Origin of the sequence: Natronosalvus rutilus, from assembly GCF_024204665.1 — an archaeon.
Classification (GTDB): domain Archaea; phylum Halobacteriota; class Halobacteria; order Halobacteriales; family Natrialbaceae; genus Natronosalvus; species Natronosalvus rutilus.
Genome location: NZ_CP100355.1, coordinates 2,010,800 through 2,027,603 on the forward strand (window position 1 = coordinate 2,010,800; position 16,804 = coordinate 2,027,603).

Sequence of the window (16,804 nt, forward strand, 5' to 3'; positions counted from 1 at the left end):
AGTTTCTGCCCCCGATCCCGATTCAGTTTCGGTCCCAGTTCTAATTCCACCCCGATCCCACGATCAGGGCTCGCCACTCGAGACGCCGCCGCGAGTCGCCAGCGCCGTCTTCATCGCCACGACGTTCTCTGGGACGTCGTGGACGCGGACGACGTCTGCGCCGCGGTCGACTGCGAGGGACGTCGCCGCGATCGTCGGCTCGAGGCGCTCGCCGTGGGCACGATCGACACGCTCGAACATCGACTTGTGCGAGTGGCCGACGAGAATCGGGCAGCCGAAGGTGCGAAGCTCCTCGAGTCGGTCCAGGAGTTCGAAGCTCTCGTCGGGCGTCTTCGCGAAGCCGAGTCCGGGATCGATGAGGATCTGGTCGCGCTCGAGGCCGGCTTTCTCCGCCAGCAACACGCGCTCGGTGAGTTGCTCGATGACGTCCTCGACGACGTCGTCGTACTGGACGTTACGATCAGGGACGACCGGTGCGTCGATGCTGTGCATGAGGACGACGGGGGCGTCGTACTCGGCGGCGACGAAGCGCATCTCGGGGTCGGCCAGCCCGGAGACGTCGTTCACGACGTCCGCGCCGGCCTCGAGGGCGGCCTCGGCGACGGCGGCCCGACGGGTGTCGACTGAGAGGAGGGCGTCCACGCCCTCGTCACCGTTCCCGTCCCCATCTCCACCTCTGTCCCCACCCCCAGCCAGCCGTTCGATCACGGGCACGACGCGATCGATTTCGTCGTCGACCGAGACGGGGTCGGCACCGGGGCGGGTCGACTCCCCGCCCACGTCGACGATTTCGGCGCCGGCGTCGACCATGCGCTCGGCGCGGGCGAGGGCGTCCTCGAGGGTGTCGTATCGGCCGCCGTCGTGGAAGCTATCGGGGGTTACGTTCAGGATGCCCATGATACAGGGACCGGTCTCCCAGGGGTAATTCGTCCCCGCGGGCCCGTTTGCAGGGGCGTCGAGCTCGAGGGTCGTCCGCAGGTCGCGGGCGATGGATGCCAGGCCGTCCGACCGGTCGGCGAGCGTCTCGGTCAGGCGGTCGAACTGGGCGAGCGTCCCCATCAGGACGGCCTCGACCGGATCGTCCCCGGACCGGACGCGCGAGAGCGAACACTCCCCGCCGACTCGCACGAGTTCCCGTTCGATCGTGCTCGCCCCGTCGCGGGGCAGGGCCATCGTGACGACGCGGTGGACGCCGCTCTCGGTCACGTCGGTGATCGTCGCCGCGTCGACGTCTGCGTGTTCGAGCACGTTACGGGCGTCGTTCCGGTCGCGAACTCGCTTCGGGACGGCCGTTCGCGTCCACCGACGACGGGCCTCGGCGATGGCGAACAGCGACCCGGTGACGAGGACGCAGTCGCCCGGCTCCGCCGCCTCGAGTGCCGCGTTCAGGGCGTCCAGGACCGCCGGTTCGGTGTCGACCAACGGAGCGCCGGCGTTCGCGAAGACCCGCGCGAGCACGTCGGCGTCCTCGGCGCGCTCGAGGCTCGGTTCGCAGGCGGTGACTCGGTCGGGAGTCGGTAGCGCCGCGGCCATCTCGCGGTGGTCCTTGTCGTGCATCGCGCCGATGACGAGGTGGAGGTCGTCGTATTCGAACGAGGCGAGCGTTTCGGCGAGTCGCTCACAGGCCCCCGGGTTGTGAGCACCGTCCAGGACGACCAGAGGGTCGGTCCCCATGACCTCGAACCGGCCCGGCCAGTGGGCGTTTCGAAGGCCGCGCTCGAGGTCGCGCGTCGAGACGTCGGCGACCTGCCGGGCCAGCGCGGCGGCGATGCCGGCGTTTTCGGCCTGGTGGGCGCCCAGTACCGGGAGGCGGGCGTCGACGGCCCAGTCCTCGCCGTCGATCGAGACGGCGGCCTCGGCGTGGTTCGTTCGGCCTCCGTAGCGAACGGTGACGTCGGGTCGGTCGGTCGGTTCACCCTCATCCTCGAGAGCGCCGACCGTCACCACCTCACCCGCGACCGACCGCACCGTCTCGAGGGCCGTCCCGGTCGTGGCGGTGACCAGCGGCGCGTCCGCAGGGGCGACCTGGGCCTTGTCCGCGGCGATCTCCTCGATCGTGTCACCGATGATCCCCGTGTGCTCGAGGCTGACGCTCGTGACCGCGCTGGCGACGGGGTCGACCACGCTGGTGGCGTCGTAGCGGCCGCCGATGCCGACCTCGAGGACGGCGACGTCGACGTCTTTCCGACCGAAGTGCCAGCACGCGAGGGTCGTCATCGCCTCGAAGAACGTCGGCGAGGCGCCCTCGGAAGCCTGGGCGGTCAGGTATTCGCCAGTGCGCTCGCCGAACTCCCGAACGGCAGCCTTCGGAATCTTTCGCCCGTCGACGCGAACCCGCTCGCGGAGGTCCTCGAGGTGTGGGGACGTGAAGAGCCCCACCGTCAACCCCGCCTCGCGGAGGACCGACTCGAGCATTCGCGCCGTACTGCCCTTTCCGTTCGACCCGGCGATCTGTACGAACGAGACGCCCTCGTGTGGGTCCCCGAGGTGCTCGAGGAACGCCCGGGTCGACTCCGTGCCCGGACTGGGACGGAATCGACGAAGGCCGACGAGGAGGTCCGCCGCCTCGTGGTATTCCATACGCGTCACTCAGAGCGCGGCCGCTTTAGGGTGTCGGACCTCGGTGAGCGGAGACTCGAGAGGTGGTGCGTTTCGAAATCAGTGGTGGCGCGATAAGTGGTGGCACGCGTAGATGTCGTATTCGAAGCGATAGCCCCGTACCGATTCCATTACTACACTTTTTATAGCTTTGACCCTCTCGACTCCCACGCGCGGTTCAGCTTCGATACCGCGAGTCGAACGGACGTCAAACTCCGCCGTGACCGTTCGGCGGCCGCAACACCATGCCGTCGAGCATCGCCACGAGACCCACCATACTGGCCATCACGAGCGCGGTCTCGAGTGTGATGTCGGCCAACATACTTGCCACAGCGGTGGCCAGGAAGGCGAGCGGGATAATCGCGAGATGCAGGTCGTAGCGGTCGAAGTCGGTCTCGAGGTCGAATCGGGGATCAGTTGGCGTATCGATGCCTCTCGTCGTCATTGCGATCACCGGTAGACGGTACGGGGTCGCTCGCCAAATTTGTTTTGATAATCCCGGCGATAACCGGGAACCTGCCGTAGGAGTGGCGGTGACTCGTCGAACGCGACGAGACGTGAGATGTCCTTCGAGAGTCGTCGCTTGGCTCTCTCGCACGCTCGTCGTCGCTGCTAAATGGGGCGAGCAATACGGTAATAATCCGGCGGGCGTCTGTATCGCTATGGGAATCGAAACGGATGGCGACGAGTCGAAACTGGGCGTGGGAATTGCGGTGGGCGTCGGAATGGGGGTATCTATTGGCGTGGCAATGGACAATATCGGTGCGGGGATCGCTATCGGCGTCGGAATCGGCGTTGCGCTCGGAGTCGCGTGGAGCGAGCTCGACGACTAGTCGACGAACGGCCGTCCACGTGCACAGGCAAACGTGACCACGAGGGAGTGCGTTCTGTACGTTATTCCGCCCGGGAAGACCCTCTGTTCTGGCTCTCGAGAATCGCTCGAGCGTCCGCCTCGATTCGGTCCATCACGGCGCGTTCGCTCCCGTCGGGCACCTCGAGGTGTTCGAAGTCGTTCATGATTCGGACCATCGCGACCAGTTCGTAGAGCGGTTCGGGGGTCGAAACCGCCTCCGCTCGATTCGTTCTTGCCGTTCGATACCCCGACAGCATCGCCTCGCGGACGAGGGGGCGACGATCCGACACGTCGGGTAGCCCCGCCAGGAAGGCGCCGCTGTAGAGGTAGGCGGCGAACTCGAAATCGAACGCCGCAGGGACGGCGAGGGTGTAACCCCAGTCGAGCATCGCGGTGATCTCGCCCGTCTCGGAGTCGACGAGGAGGTTGTGCAATCCGTGGTCGTTGCGGCCCAGAACGGGATCGAACGGTCCTTCCACCGCCAGCGCGTCGATTCTCGCCTCGAGCCACCGGGTCAGGTCGGACGTGAGCGTCGAAAACCGGGAGTCGGCGTGTCGCTCGAGTTCGCGGTCGACGTACGCCCGCAGAAACTCCGACCAGGTCGTCCGCGGATTGCCGACCGTCAGGGTCGACAGCTCGCACTCGGGCCGCCCGCCGACCAGGTCGGGCCCGTCGCGGCGGACGTGGCCGAACCGCTCGACCGCCGGCACCGCGTGTAACTCGGCCAGGTACTCGCCGGTCTCCCGCGCAAGCCGCGAGAGGGGGTCATCCTCGAGGTAGCACACGTCTTCGTAGGGGAGCGCCTCACCGGGCAGCGCCTCCATCAGGTAACACGGTGCGGGGAGCGTCTCGTGGTCGTCCACGACTCCGAGTACTTCGGGGACCGGGATCGACGTGTGGGCGTCGAGTACGGCTTGGACGCGCGCCTCGTCGGAGATTCCCCACGGCTGCCCGTCGGGAGAACACTTCAAGAACAGACTCCGTGATCCATCGTCGTCGGCGACCTCGAGCCGGTAGACCGAACAGAAGCCGCGTTCGACGGCAGTTGTGTCTCGAACCTCGAGCGCCGGGTCGATCGTCCGGACAATCGTGTCGACGGCTGACGCCGACAGCGCTCGGGCTTCGGGAACGTCGTCCATAGCCCGGATACCGAATCGTTCGACAGAATTCTTTCGGTGGTGTGTGACTTCTCACCAGGGTGGGGCCGGCCCGATCAGCCGCCCCAGTTCGCCACCCGCTGTGGCCGGTCGGTCACGGCCGCCACGTCGAGGTCGCCGTCGAATCCCTCGAGCGCCTCGAGGTACGCGTGGGCGCTCGCCTCGGTCGAGAGGTACGGGACGTCCTCCTCGACGGCCATCTCGAGAGCGTCGCGGTCGTCGCTGACGACGAAGTCGACCTCGCCCTTCATGATCGCAGCGGGGACGTCCTCGAACTCGGCGACGTCGAAGAACTGCTCGAAGCCGTCGACCGCGAGGTCGATCACGGCGGTCCCCTCGCTGACGGCGTTGCCGGCAGCCTGCTGCCCCTTCCAGTAGGCCGTCGCGAAGTCGCTCGCGGTGCCCATCACTTCACCGGTCGACTTCATCTCCGGGCCGAGGCGCGGGTCGCTTCCCGGCAGGCGGTCGAACGGCAGGACGACTTCCTTGATCGACGTGTGTTCGGGGATCCGCTCGTCGACGCCTTGCTCCGCGAGCGACTCGCCGGCCATCACCTTCGCGGCGAGTTTGGCGATCGGGACGCCGGTCGCCTTCGAGACGAACGGAACGGTGCGCGAGGAACGGGGATTGGCCTCGAGGACGTACACCTCGGTCGGCTCGTCCGTCCCGACGCCGGTGACCGCCAGCTGAACGTTCAGCAGGCCGACGGTCTCGAGTGCGGTCGCAATCTCCTCAGTGACCTCGCGTACGCGAGCCATCGTCTCGTCGTCGAGCGAGCGCGGCGGGATCGCACACGCGGAGTCGCCTGAGTGAACGCCGGCGCTCTCGACGTGTTCCATCACACCGCCGATCACGATGTCCTCGCCGTCCGAGACGGCGTCGACGTCGAGTTCGACCGCGTCTTCGAGGAACTGATCGATCAGGATCGGCTTGTCGGGGCTCACCCGGACGGCCTCCTCGATGTAGGTCTCGAGTTCGTCGTCGCTGTGGACGACCTGCATCGCGCGGCCGCCGAGGACGTAGGACGGACGGACGAGGACCGGGTAGCCCAGGTCGTGGGCGAGGTCGAACGCCTCGTCGCGGCTGTAGGCGGCGCCACCCTCGGGCTGGGCGATGCCCAGGTCGTCCATGAGCTGGTTGAACCGGTCGCGGTCTTCCGCGAGGTCCATCGCTTCGACGCTGGTGCCCATCACCGAACAATCGAGGCCGCGGCGCTCGAGTTCGGCCTCGAGCGGTTCCCCGATGTCGACGGATGTCTGCCCGCCGAACTGGACCATGACGCCGTCAGCACCGGTCGTTTCGACCACGTCGGCGACCTCCTCGGCGGTGATCGGCTCGAAGAACAGGCCGTCGCTGGTGTCGTAGTCCGTCGAGACGGTCTCGGGGTTGTTGTTGACGACGTGGGCGTCGATGCCCAGTTCCCGCAGAGCGCGCACCGCGTGGACGGCGCAGTAGTCGAACTCGACGCCCTGCCCGATGCGGATGGGGCCGCCGCCGACGACCACGACGCTCTCGACGTCGGTGTCGACCTGGACCTCGTCGTGGGCGATGGGCGAGGGACCCGACTCGAGGGCGTCACGCGCCGAGTAGTAGTACGGCGTCGAGGCGGCGAACTCGCCGGCGCAGGTGTCGACCTGCTTGAAGGTGCGCTCGGGGGCGGCGGACTCGACCGCGCCCACGTCGGCGCCAGCGCGGGCCGCGACCTGCTGGTTCGTGAAGCCGAGTTCGGCGGCCTCAGTGAAGTCGCCCTCGGAAGCGGCGACCGAGGCTTCCGCAATGTTCTCGAATCGCTCGACGTACCACTCGTAGATGCCCGTCAGGTCGCAAACGTCCTGGACGGTGTAGCCGCGTTCGAACGCCTCGAAGATGGCGTAGGGGCGGTCGGGCGTCGGCGTCTCGAGGTAGTCGGCCTCGAGTTCCTCGTCGGAAACGTCGGCCCAGTCGACGGCGGGGTCGTACTCCGAGGAGCGAAGCGCCTTCAACAGACTTTCCTCGAAGGTACGGCCGATTGCCATCGCCTCGCCAGTCGACTTCATTGCCGTGCCGAGTTCGAAGTCGACGTCGTCGAACTTGTCCTTGGGCCAGCGGGGGACCTTCGTCACGACGTAGTCGATCGCTGGCTCGAACGCCGCGGTCGTCTGGCCAGTGATCTCGTTTTCGATCTCGTGGAGCCGTTTGCCCAGCGCGACTTTCGCGGTCACGCGGGCGATGGGGTAGCCCGTCGCCTTCGAGGCGAGCGCCGACGAGCGAGAGACGCGGGGATTCACCTCGACGACCCGGTACTCGCCGCCTGGCGTGCCGTCGTCGTGCCAGGCGAACTGGATGTTACACCCGCCCTGGATACCGAGTTCGCGGATGACGTCGAGCGCCGCGGTACGCATCTCCTGGTGGCCGTCGTCGGGGATGACCTGCGAGGGCGTGACGACTGTTGACTCGCCGGTGTGGATGCCCATCGGGTCGAGGTTCTCCATGTTGCAGATGATGATACACGAGTCGTCGGCGTCGCGCATCACCTCGTACTCGAGTTCGACCCAGCCGGCGATCGATTCCGTGATGAGGACTTCGTTGTTCCGCGAGAGGCGGAGTCCTTTCCGCACGCGAGCGAGGAGTTCGTCCATCTCCTCGACGACGCCCGATCCGGAGCCGCCCAGTGTGTAGGTCGTCCGGGCGATGACCGGGAGGCCGCCGACGGCGTCGACGGCGTCCTCGACGCGTTCGCGAAGGTCCTCGTCCGTGATTTCGGTGACCGACTCGCCCGAATCCAGCGAGATGGTCGTCGACCGCGGCACTGGCTGGCCGATGCCCTCCATGCGCTGGCGGAAGAGGTCGCGGTCCTCCGTGGCGTAGATGGTGTCGAGGGGGGTTCCCATGATCTCGACGTCGTACTTCTCGAGGACGCCTTCCTCGGCGAGTTCGGCCGTGACGTTCAGTCCCGTCTGGCCGCCGAGGCCGGCGATGACGCCGTCCGGGCGCTCTTTCCGGATGATCTCGGCGATAGCGTCGGTCGTGATCGGCTCGAGGTAGACCCGGTCGGCCATCTCCGGATCGGTCATGATCGTCGCCGGGTTCGAGTTGACGAGCACGACGCGCGCGCCTTCCTCCTGGAGGGCCCGGCAGGCTTGCGCGCCTGAGTAGTCGAATTCGGCGGCCTGTCCGATCTGAATCGGCCCGCTGCCGATGAGCAGGATCGTGCGTCCGTCGTCCCCGGTATCGTGGTCGGTGCTCATTCGTTGTCCGTCCGAAGTGTGTACATCGTAATAAGCGCCACGAAATAGTGCGATTCTCGAAATAGAATTTCGAATTTCGTACGACCGACCCGTCACACCCGGTCGCCGAGGCCGCACAAACGGCCGAACGCCTTATAGGAATACCGCCTCATTTATCTCCAACTACATGTCTGGTGGTAGTGGTGGTGAGCAGCGAGCGTTCGATGGTGGGTCGCTCGTATACGTCGACCCGACCGACCGAGCGCCGCGAGTCGTCGACGCCCTCGAGTCGTCGTGTCCAGGACTGTCCGTTCACAGGGCCGAGATGGCTGCGGACGCGGTTCGAGCGCTTGGCAATCGCTCTGTCGACGGCGTAGTGACCGTCGACCGACTCCCCGATTCCGACGGACTCGCGCTCGTCGAAACGATCCGTCGAACCCACTCCACCCTTCCGATCGTGCTGTACGCCCGTCACGGCTCCGAAGAACTCGCGAGTCGCGCGATCGACACGGATGTGACGGCGTACGTCCCCGCCACTCGCGACGGGCTCGACGGCCCCGACAACCCCGAGGACGCCACCGAACGCCTGTGTGACCGCATCGAATGCATCCTGGCCGAGAGTGGCGGCGACCGATTTCGCCGAGTTGACGCGATGCACGACGTCGCTCTCGAGTTCGAAACCTGCCACGACCCCGAAACCGTCTACCGGCTCGCGGTCGAGGCGATGATTCACGTCCTCGAGAGCGACGACAGCGCACTCTACGTCGAGGAAGGGGGCGTGTTGCGGCCGGCGGCCGCCGACGGCGCCATCGTCTCCGAACTCACCGAGACGTTCGAACCCGACCAGGGGGTCGTCGGGCGAACCTACCGGTCCGGCGAATCGTCCCTCGACCTCGACATCGGCTCCGACGGCGACGCCGATCCCGTTGATGACGAGCTTCGCTCCGGGCTCAGCGTGCCCGTCGGGTCCTTCGGCGTGCTCCAGGCCACCTCGCGCGACCCGGCGGCGTTCACCGAGCGCGACCGCACGCTGGCGGAACTACTCGCGGCCCACGTCTCCGCGGCGATCTCGCGCATTCGATCGGAACGGGCCGTCCGTCGCGAACGTGATCGGTTCGGCGCGCTGTTCGAGAACGTCCCCGACGGCGTCGTCGTCGTCAGCGAATCGGGACTGGACCGGATCGTCGCCGTCAACCCCGGGTTCGAGCGCCTGTTCGGTTACGAGACGGACGAGATCGAAGGCGAGATCCTCGACGAATTGTTGCTTCCGGCGGGCGAAGACGTCGTCCCGATCTACGATGCGGTTGGCCTGGGAGAAGTCGTCACCGAGGAGGTCACGCGACTCACGGCCGACGGCCCGCGAGAGTTCCTCCTCAGGGGGTTCGCCGTCGAACTCGACGGCATCGTCTACGAGTACATCATCTACACCGACGTCACCGAACGAAAACGACGCGAACGGGAACTCGAGGAGTATCGGACGCTCGTCGAGACGGTCGGCGATCCCATGTACGTCCTCGACGCGGACGGGACCGTGGCGGTGGCAAACGACGCGATGGCCGAGGCGATCGGCCGATCCCGGCAAGCGGTCGTCGGCGCTCCCGCTCGCTCGTTCATGCCAGAACCGGCACTCGAACGGGGAAAACGGGAGCTTCGGGGAATTCTCCGGGAAGACCGACAATGGGGAACGTTCGAGTTCGAATACACCGACGCCAACGATCAGAACCACGTCGCCGAAGCGAACGTCGCCCCGCTGGTTGACGACGGCGACCTCGTCGGCAACGTCGGCGTTATACGCGACATCGGTGCGCGAAAAGAGCGCGAACAACGGATTCGCGCGCTCCACGACGGCACCCGACGGCTGATGGCCGCGGAGAACGCTAAGCAGGTAGCGACCGTCGGCTGTGCGCTCGCGACCGACATCCTCGAGTATTCGCTCACCGGCGTCTACCGGTACGACCCGGAGGTCGACGCCCTCATTCCGGAGGCGATATCGGACGACGCCGCCAGCCTCCTCGGCGAGCCGCCCGTCATCGAACGCGATGGTGGACTGGCCTGGACGGCGTTCGAAGCGGGCGATCCAATCGCTCACGGTGACGTCCGGGACGAAGACGGCGTACGAAATCCCGAGACGTCGATTCGAAGCGAGGCCCACCTTCCCCTGGGAGAGCACGGCATCCTCCTCGTCTCCTCGACCGAACGAAACGACTTCGAGGAGGAATCGCTCGCGCTCGCGAACATACTCGCTGCGAACGTCGAGGCCGCCCTCGAGCGCGCCGAGCGAGAGAGCGAACTCGAGCGCCGTCGTCGAGAACTCGAGCGTCAGAACGAGCGCTTAGAGGAGTTCGCGGGAACGGTCTCACACGACCTCAGAAACCCGCTCACGCTCGCGACCGGCCACATCGACATGCTCGCCGCCGAACGAGACGAGGAGTGGCGCGACCACCTCAGCGAAGTCCACTGGGCGCTCGAGCGGATGGACGACATCATCGACGACGTGCTCGTGCTCGCTCGCAGCGGGCGAGAACTCACCGACACCGAGTCAATCTCCCTCGAGACAGTGGTTCGTCGGGCCAGCCGAACGGTCGATCCAGCGCTCGACCTCGACGTCGACGGCTCACTTCCGGCCGTGACGGGCGAGGAGACGCGACTGCTCGCGCTGTTCGAGAACCTGTTTCGAAACGCCCTCGAGCACGTCGGGTCCGACGTCTCGCTCACGGTGGGTTCGTCCGACGACGGCTTCTACGTGGCCGACGACGGGCCGGGAATCCCGCCGGACGAACGGGAGGCAGTCCTCGAGTCCGGCTACACGACCCATCCAGAGGGAACGGGGTTCGGGCTGGCGATCGTGACGGAAGTCGTGAATGCTCACGGCTGGGAGATCGCGGTGACGGAGAGCGAGGCTGGCGGCGCTCGATTCGACGTTTCGCTCGGAGAAGATGGGAGAGGTGTCGATGGCAATGGCGACGGCAACAGGGATGAAGAACGAGTGACACAGATCGATACGGAGTAGGCCTCGTTTCGTCGAGCCACGGTGACTCGAGCGCGAAGGGCTATAGGGCCGTTCACGGTGCCACCATGCTCGTACTCAGCTATCTCGTTCGGATGGATCGCTCGCTGGCGGAGCTACCCCGAGACGGCCTTCGACGAACGCGGCCACGTCGGCCGCGAACGACTCGACCTCGTGCCAGTCCGTGAACTCGACGTCCCCGGACTCGTCCGCCGGCGGCACGTCGGGGATCGTCCGCCCCGCAATCTGTTTCATCAGTAGTCGTTTGAGGAAGCCGTACTCCGAGTACCGGAGTGCGCCACCGAAGAGGCCGACTCGATCCGGATGCCATCCAGTAGTTTCGACGAATTCGTCGACGTACCCTGCCGCCTGCGTCCGCCCCTCCTCGGAAGCAGACGAGAGTGACACCTGGAAGAACGCAGTCGGCTTCGCCGCAAGCACCGCTCTCCACGACCGGACGAACTCGGTGACCGCTTCCTGGTGTGTCCCGGCGTGGATCGATGCCCCAACGAGCACCGCGTCGAAGTCCTCTACCTCGAGGTCCGGTTCGGTCTCGGCTGCGTCGACGACCGTGGTCTCGTGGCCGCGCTCGGCGATTTTCTCGCCGATTCGCCTCGCGACAGCTGCCGTCTGTCCTTCACCGGTTCCGTACAGTATCAGAAACGAGGCCACGGTAGATCACCGCTCCTAGTACACCTTCGACGTCAATAAAACGGTGACCTGGACACGAAACGTCTCGGCGAAAATGGACGCCGGCGTCACACCGGCGCGTCGTACTCGCTCTCGAAGTCCCGCACGTCACGGTACTGATCGACGAACGACTCGACGTCGAACTCGAGCATCTGCGTCTCGAACTCGGTGATTGCGTCGCCATCGTCGGCGTGGCTGATCGCGTGTTCCATCAACTCGACGATCAGTTCGACGACGACGACGTGGAGTCGCCGGGCCTCGAAGTCGGTCACCCACAGGAGCGTGTACCCCACGGCGCCGTCCTCCGATGCGTCGTGGACGACCACCTCATCGGGAAACTCCTCCATGACGATGCCGAGCAGGTGGGGCGTGCCGAACTCGTCGAAGTCGTCGGCTGTGTCGACGGTCTCCTGGAGGACCGCGACGAGCGACTCGGGGACGAACCGCGAGGGCGGGTGGACGTCGGTGACCACGGCGTGGCGATCACCGCACGAACAGCTGTACTCGCGCATGCCGAGGTCGATCTCGTGCGGGTCGAGCGACTCTCCGCAGGGTAGCTCGAGGCGGCTGGTGTCGTCGCCCGGAACGCGAGGCGCGGGGTCGGCCATCGACGGGGTTTGGGCCGGTGTCCTGATAAGGACGACGACTCGAGGCGACCCCGCGTCGAGCCTACGGCAGGAGTTCGTCGTCGATGCCCGCCCACTTTTCGTCCTCCTCGGCGCGGCGAGCCTCGAGCTGGTCGAATCCGCTCGCGAGTAGAGCCAGCGCGAAGAGCCAGGCCAGCGAGCCGAACGCGACGTTCGCGAGTTCGCCCGCGACAGGCGCCGACTCGAGGGCGGCGAGGGCGACGGTGCCGAGCGAACTCACGGTGAGGAAGCTCATGACGATGACGACGAGGAGGGCGAAGACGCGAAGCCAGGAGCCGCGGGTCAGCTCGACGCTCCGGCGGGCCGCGTCGATCGGTCCGATTCGCTCGATCGCGAGGTACGGGTGGGTAAACGCGAGGACCGTGGCGGCGACGAGTCCGGGGACGACGAACAGCGCGAGGCCGAGTCCTACCACCAGTGACCCGCCGAACGCGACGACGACCGCCGAGAGCGTCGTTCGGCCGAGTTCGTCGTTCCACGCCGGTTGCTCGGCCGACGCGGGCTCCATCTCGGCCTCGACCTCATCCCTGACGGCGTCTGCCCGCCTCCGCGTGTGCGCCGCCTGGTCAGAGAGCACCCGAAACGCGACCATCGAGAGCGCGACGAACGCCACCAGCATGGCGAGCCAAAGTGCCGTCGCCACCCCGACCGAGAGGTCGACGGCGAGGGGAAACTCATCGGGGAGCGTCTCGAACCCCGGGACGAACAGCTCTTCTTCCTCGATGAGCGCCCGCTGGGCCTCGAGCTGGCTCTGGAGGCCGACCAGCATCAGCGCCTGGATGACGACCAGCCCACCGAGCACTGTCACGGCGCGGCGGTCGCTGATGCGCTCGAACGCTTCGTCGATAGCCGTCAGTACCGAGAGCTGGGCCATGCTCAGGGCCAATCGTCGCGAATCGCCTCGTCCGGATCGTCGGCTTCCTTCGGCTCGGTCGCCAGCGTCCACTCGGCCGACTCCGCGGCGTCCTCGACGTGGAGGAACTCCCAGCCGACCTCGTGGGCGAGGGCCTCGTCGTCGTCGCCGACACCGACGAAGACGTGTCGCTCGGTGTCAAACTGGCGTTTGACGCTCTCGAGGCTCTCAGCCTTGCCGCGCGGGCCGGAGAAGAAGTCCTGTCGGACCCGGTTCTTCCGGGTGAAGTTCGTCACCACGTACGTCGGCTCTTCGGAGACGACGCCGACGTAGGAACTCCAGCCCCGGGCGTCGTCGAAGACGGCCTCCGGCGAGGCGAGCATCTGCAGGGCCTCGAGTTCGAACGCGAGCGTCATGTCGCTTCCGCCGTTCATGTCGCCTAGATTGCGCCGCACTCCGGAAAACCGCTTCGATACGCCCGGCGGCTGGCCGATGGCACACCGGCCAGAGACTGATCGACGACCCAGCCGCAGGTGGGGTGGTTCGACGCCCTGGGACCGGCGACCTGGAACTGGGACGAATCGAGGTCAGTCGTAACTCACGTAGAAGTAGCCGGTGTGAATAATCACGTCACCATCGGCCAGTTCCATGTCCTCGCGGACGGCAGTCGAACCGGCTTCCACGACCTCGAGGAACCGGGTCAGTGCCTCCTCGCTCAGCTGATCGACGTGGCGAACCCGTGACGACGTCGGGATCGAGTCGGTTCGCCGGAGAGTCACCGTCCGATGGAGGGATTCAGTGTCACTGGAGGACATGTTCCAGGATACCAATTGACACGGTCGCTCATAAACGTTCGGTTCCAGGAAGAATCGCACAGAACAATATGTTCATCCACCGACGATTCGTTTCGCGTACCAGCAACTCGATGCACTCACCAATGATCCGATAGTGGACGAAGAGAGTCGTTCGACCCCGGACGCGAACTCGCTCCAGTCACTTCCCATCGCAGTGCAGCAATCGGCGACGAGTGACCTTCTCGAGCGTGAACAGAACTAAACGGCCGACTCGAGTCCCTCGAGGAATCAACTGGCCTGCGCGCTCGCTGTCGCCGTGGTCGCTCGCGGAAACTGGAGTCGAACGATGCTCCCTCGTGGCTCGTTCTCGGCGAACTCGACGTCTCCGCCGGATCGGGCGACGACCCAGTTTACGAGCCACAACCCGAGTCCGCTGGCGTGCTCCAGCGACGTCTCCCGTCCGGCAGTCAGCACCTCCTGTTCGACCGCCGGAATGCCCGGCCCGTCGTCGGCGATGATCACGTCGACGGTCGTCTCCGTTTGGTCGACGGTGACCTCGATCGACGGGGTCGACCGATCGCTGTGCTCGACCGCATTCTTGAGGACGTTGTCGATCGCCGAGGAGTACAGGGGATTTACCAGGGCGAGTGCCTTTTCATTATCGTCGACGTCGACGTCGATGTCAACGTCGACAGTGACGGCCGCGTCGTCGTACCTCCGCTGCAATCGCTCGGTTGCCGCATCGACTGCGGCCGCCATGTCGACCGTGCGATGGTCCGCTTCTCCGTGTAACACCATGTCGACGTCTCGCGCCAGTTCGCTGAGCTCAGCGAGTGCCGTCGCTTTCTCCTCGATCGTTTCGAGGTACGATTCGCCATCGGCGTCGACGTGATCCTCGAGTAGACCCGCGTAGCCCGTGATGACGTTCACGTTGTTTTTGACGTCGTGTCTGAGTACGCGATTGAGTACCTGCAGTCGTTGTTCGTAAATCCGCTCGCCGGTGACGTCCGTCCCGGTCACGACGAACTCGCCGGCCCCGTCGAACAGCGGTTCGATCATCGTCCTGAACAGGCTCCAGGTCCCGTCGACGTGTCGAACGCGATGCTGGACCGAACCGGTCCTGGACTGTTCACGGACCTGGCTCCGTAACTCGCGGACGTCTTCGCGGTCGTCCGGATGGACGTACTCGAGGAGCGAGCGTCCGACTAACCGCGCCGGCTCGTAACCGAGCACCCGCGTGATCGACGGGCTCGCGTAACGAAGCGTCCAGCTTTCGTCGACGGTCGCGACCACGTTCGGTGACTTTTCGATCATACTCTGGTACCGTCGCTCGAGCGTTTCCTCGTCGGTTACGTCCTCGAACAGGAGGACGGTGGCGACGGTTCCTCCAGGTGCCACTCCCAGCGCAGATACCTCAAGTCGTTTCGCTCCCTCGCTCGTTTCGACCGTTACGCGCGCGTCCTCGGATTCGTTCTCGACGACCGAGGCGACCTCCGGATACGCTTCGAACGCGTCAACGAACGTGGTTCCGAGTATTCGATCACCGAACAGCGACCGTGCGGGGTCGTTGGCGTCGATAACGGTATTTTCGTCCGAGAGGACGACGACGCCTTCCGCCAGGTTCTCGAACACCACGTCCCGGGCGACCGGCGAGATTTCGAACAGCCGGTGGCTGAACAGCGCCCAGGCGACGAGCAGTGTCGTGAACAGGAACGCGACCGGCGTGAGATCGAAAAACAGCGGCGTGATCCAGCCGGCCATGCCGACGATAGTGGCGACGGCCGGGACGATTCCCGCGAGTAACAGGAGTATCGCCTGCCGACGGACCGGCCCGGCCTGGCGCCGGATCGTTCGCCAGAGCAGCACGTACGTTACGATGTTGATCGCGTAAGAGTACGCCTGCACGAACAGGAAGAACGCCCCCGGCGTGAACGTGAGCAAATAGAGCCCATCGACGAATTCGACGGTCGGCTCGAGATACAGAAACTGGTCCGCCCTGCCACTCAACACGACCAGGAGCGTCGCCGTCGGTATCGCGGCGAGCATGGCGAACCGTCTCCCACGAGCCCACCGATCGTGCCCCGTGTAGACGAGAATGAATAGCGGCCACGAGAGCATCATCAGTGCGACGCCGACCCAGACGAATCGATTCAAGACTAGTTTGGCCGACACTGTCGTCACCGAAACCTGGAGTGCGTAGGCCAGCGACCACCAGACGGTCGCGGTAGCGATGCCGAAAAAGGCCACGGCGACGGCGTCGTCTCGTCGGTAGTAGTTCCGAAAGACGTACACCGCGAACCCAAACGAAACGAGCGCGGTAACACCGAGAAGCGCCGTCCACAGTGATACGTGCCATTCCATGAGTTGTCTTTCACTGCTTCCCGGCGCGAGTCTCTACGCATTCTTCTGTGAGTTCGGACGTTATCCGTGTTGTGGCTCCGTTCGAGCTATTAGTTCAATGATTGATGCGTTACCAGAACGTCGTTTGATACTCGATTACAGGTGGGAAAATGCGCATCGAACGAGGTGCAATCCGCTGTTGATCGCTTCGTTTGGTCTGGAACCAACTGATGTGGGTGGCGGCGCTCGTACAAGCTTAGAAAATTCTACGACTCCCGAACGGGAAGCCGTCGTATGAAGCCAAAGACGAGGCGGAGACTGTTTTATTCTGGAGTCCTCCTCGTCCTCATCAGTCCACTATTCTTCTGGTCAACGTGTAGTGATGTGGAATACGGGCCTGGCGGGCAGCTGGGTGGCTACGAACTCGAGGGAGTTACTGGCCAGATAGCCACCTATTCGCCTGACGGCGGGGTCAATACGTGTATCGCTGGGCTAGAGCCAGTGTATCTCCCGCACGGAGTCGCTATGATACTAACTTGCTTCGTCCGTTAACTGATCGCTCTATACTGCGAAACCACTACTTCTGGTTTGTTGACTTGCATCTTGTGAAACAGTTGCGCCGTTCTATCTTGCAGTACCTCGACAAACTACTGAGTTGT

12 protein-coding genes are annotated in these 16,804 nt (G+C 65.2%); 2 read left to right on the forward strand and 10 right to left on the reverse strand.

The features are described 5' to 3' along the window. Positions 1–63: 63 nt before the first annotated feature. Both folP and NGM29_RS09705 read right to left on the reverse strand, forming a co-directional pair. Positions 64–2,580, reverse strand: coding sequence for a dihydropteroate synthase (gene folP, locus NGM29_RS09700; protein ID WP_254155844.1), 2,517 nt, complete (start codon positions 2,578–2,580; stop codon positions 64–66). A 226-nt stretch (positions 2,581–2,806) separates the two neighbouring features. Further along, a complete protein-coding gene (locus NGM29_RS09705) occupies positions 2,807–3,043 on the reverse strand; it encodes a DUF8015 family protein (RefSeq protein ID WP_254155845.1) in 237 nt (78 codons plus the stop codon). A 217-nt stretch (positions 3,044–3,260) separates the two neighbouring features. Here NGM29_RS09705 and NGM29_RS09710 point away from each other — a divergent pair, with 217 nt between their 5' ends. Beyond that, positions 3,261–3,431: a glycine zipper domain-containing protein gene (locus NGM29_RS09710; protein ID WP_254155847.1), complete on the forward strand. Its 171-nt coding sequence runs from the start codon at positions 3,261–3,263 to the stop codon at positions 3,429–3,431. 61 nt (positions 3,432–3,492) lie between these two features. On the opposite strand, the gene NGM29_RS09715 is transcribed toward NGM29_RS09710, so the two are convergent. Next, entirely contained in the window at positions 3,493–4,590 is a 1,098-nt protein-coding gene (locus NGM29_RS09715; protein ID WP_254155849.1) for a phosphotransferase family protein, read from the reverse strand. Between the two features lie 74 nt (positions 4,591–4,664). Then, positions 4,665–7,835: a carbamoyl-phosphate synthase large subunit gene (carB, locus tag NGM29_RS09720; RefSeq protein ID WP_254155850.1), complete on the reverse strand. Its 3,171-nt coding sequence runs from the start codon at positions 7,833–7,835 to the stop codon at positions 4,665–4,667. Between the two features lie 166 nt (positions 7,836–8,001). Between carB and NGM29_RS09725 the strand changes: the two genes are divergently transcribed. Further along, positions 8,002–10,824 (forward strand): PAS domain S-box protein, encoded by a 2,823-nt coding sequence (locus NGM29_RS09725; RefSeq protein ID WP_254155851.1) that lies wholly within the window; start codon positions 8,002–8,004, stop codon positions 10,822–10,824. Positions 10,825–10,899: 75 nt separating this feature from the next. On the opposite strand, the gene NGM29_RS09730 is transcribed toward NGM29_RS09725, so the two are convergent. The 6 genes from NGM29_RS09730 to NGM29_RS09755 form a co-directional block, all read right to left on the reverse strand. Next, positions 10,900–11,493 (reverse strand): flavodoxin domain-containing protein, encoded by a 594-nt coding sequence (locus NGM29_RS09730; protein WP_254155852.1) that lies wholly within the window; start codon positions 11,491–11,493, stop codon positions 10,900–10,902. A gap of 86 nt (positions 11,494–11,579) precedes the next feature. Further along, a complete protein-coding gene (locus tag NGM29_RS09735; RefSeq protein ID WP_254155853.1) occupies positions 11,580–12,119 on the reverse strand; it encodes a DUF5815 family protein in 540 nt (179 codons plus the stop codon). Between the two features lie 61 nt (positions 12,120–12,180). Further along, positions 12,181–13,032: a DUF7847 domain-containing protein gene (locus NGM29_RS09740; RefSeq protein WP_254155854.1), complete on the reverse strand. Its 852-nt coding sequence runs from the start codon at positions 13,030–13,032 to the stop codon at positions 12,181–12,183. A 2-nt stretch (positions 13,033–13,034) separates the two neighbouring features. Continuing rightward, positions 13,035–13,445, reverse strand: a complete 411-nt coding sequence (locus NGM29_RS09745) for a DUF7124 domain-containing protein (protein WP_254155855.1) — start codon at positions 13,443–13,445, stop codon at positions 13,035–13,037. 153 nt (positions 13,446–13,598) lie between these two features. Next, positions 13,599–13,826, reverse strand: a complete 228-nt coding sequence (locus NGM29_RS09750; protein ID WP_254155856.1) for a DUF7979 domain-containing protein — start codon at positions 13,824–13,826, stop codon at positions 13,599–13,601. Positions 13,827–14,093: 267 nt separating this feature from the next. Beyond that, positions 14,094–16,166 (reverse strand): histidine kinase N-terminal 7TM domain-containing protein, encoded by a 2,073-nt coding sequence (locus NGM29_RS09755; RefSeq protein ID WP_254155857.1) that lies wholly within the window; start codon positions 16,164–16,166, stop codon positions 14,094–14,096. Positions 16,167–16,804 lie beyond the last annotated feature (638 nt).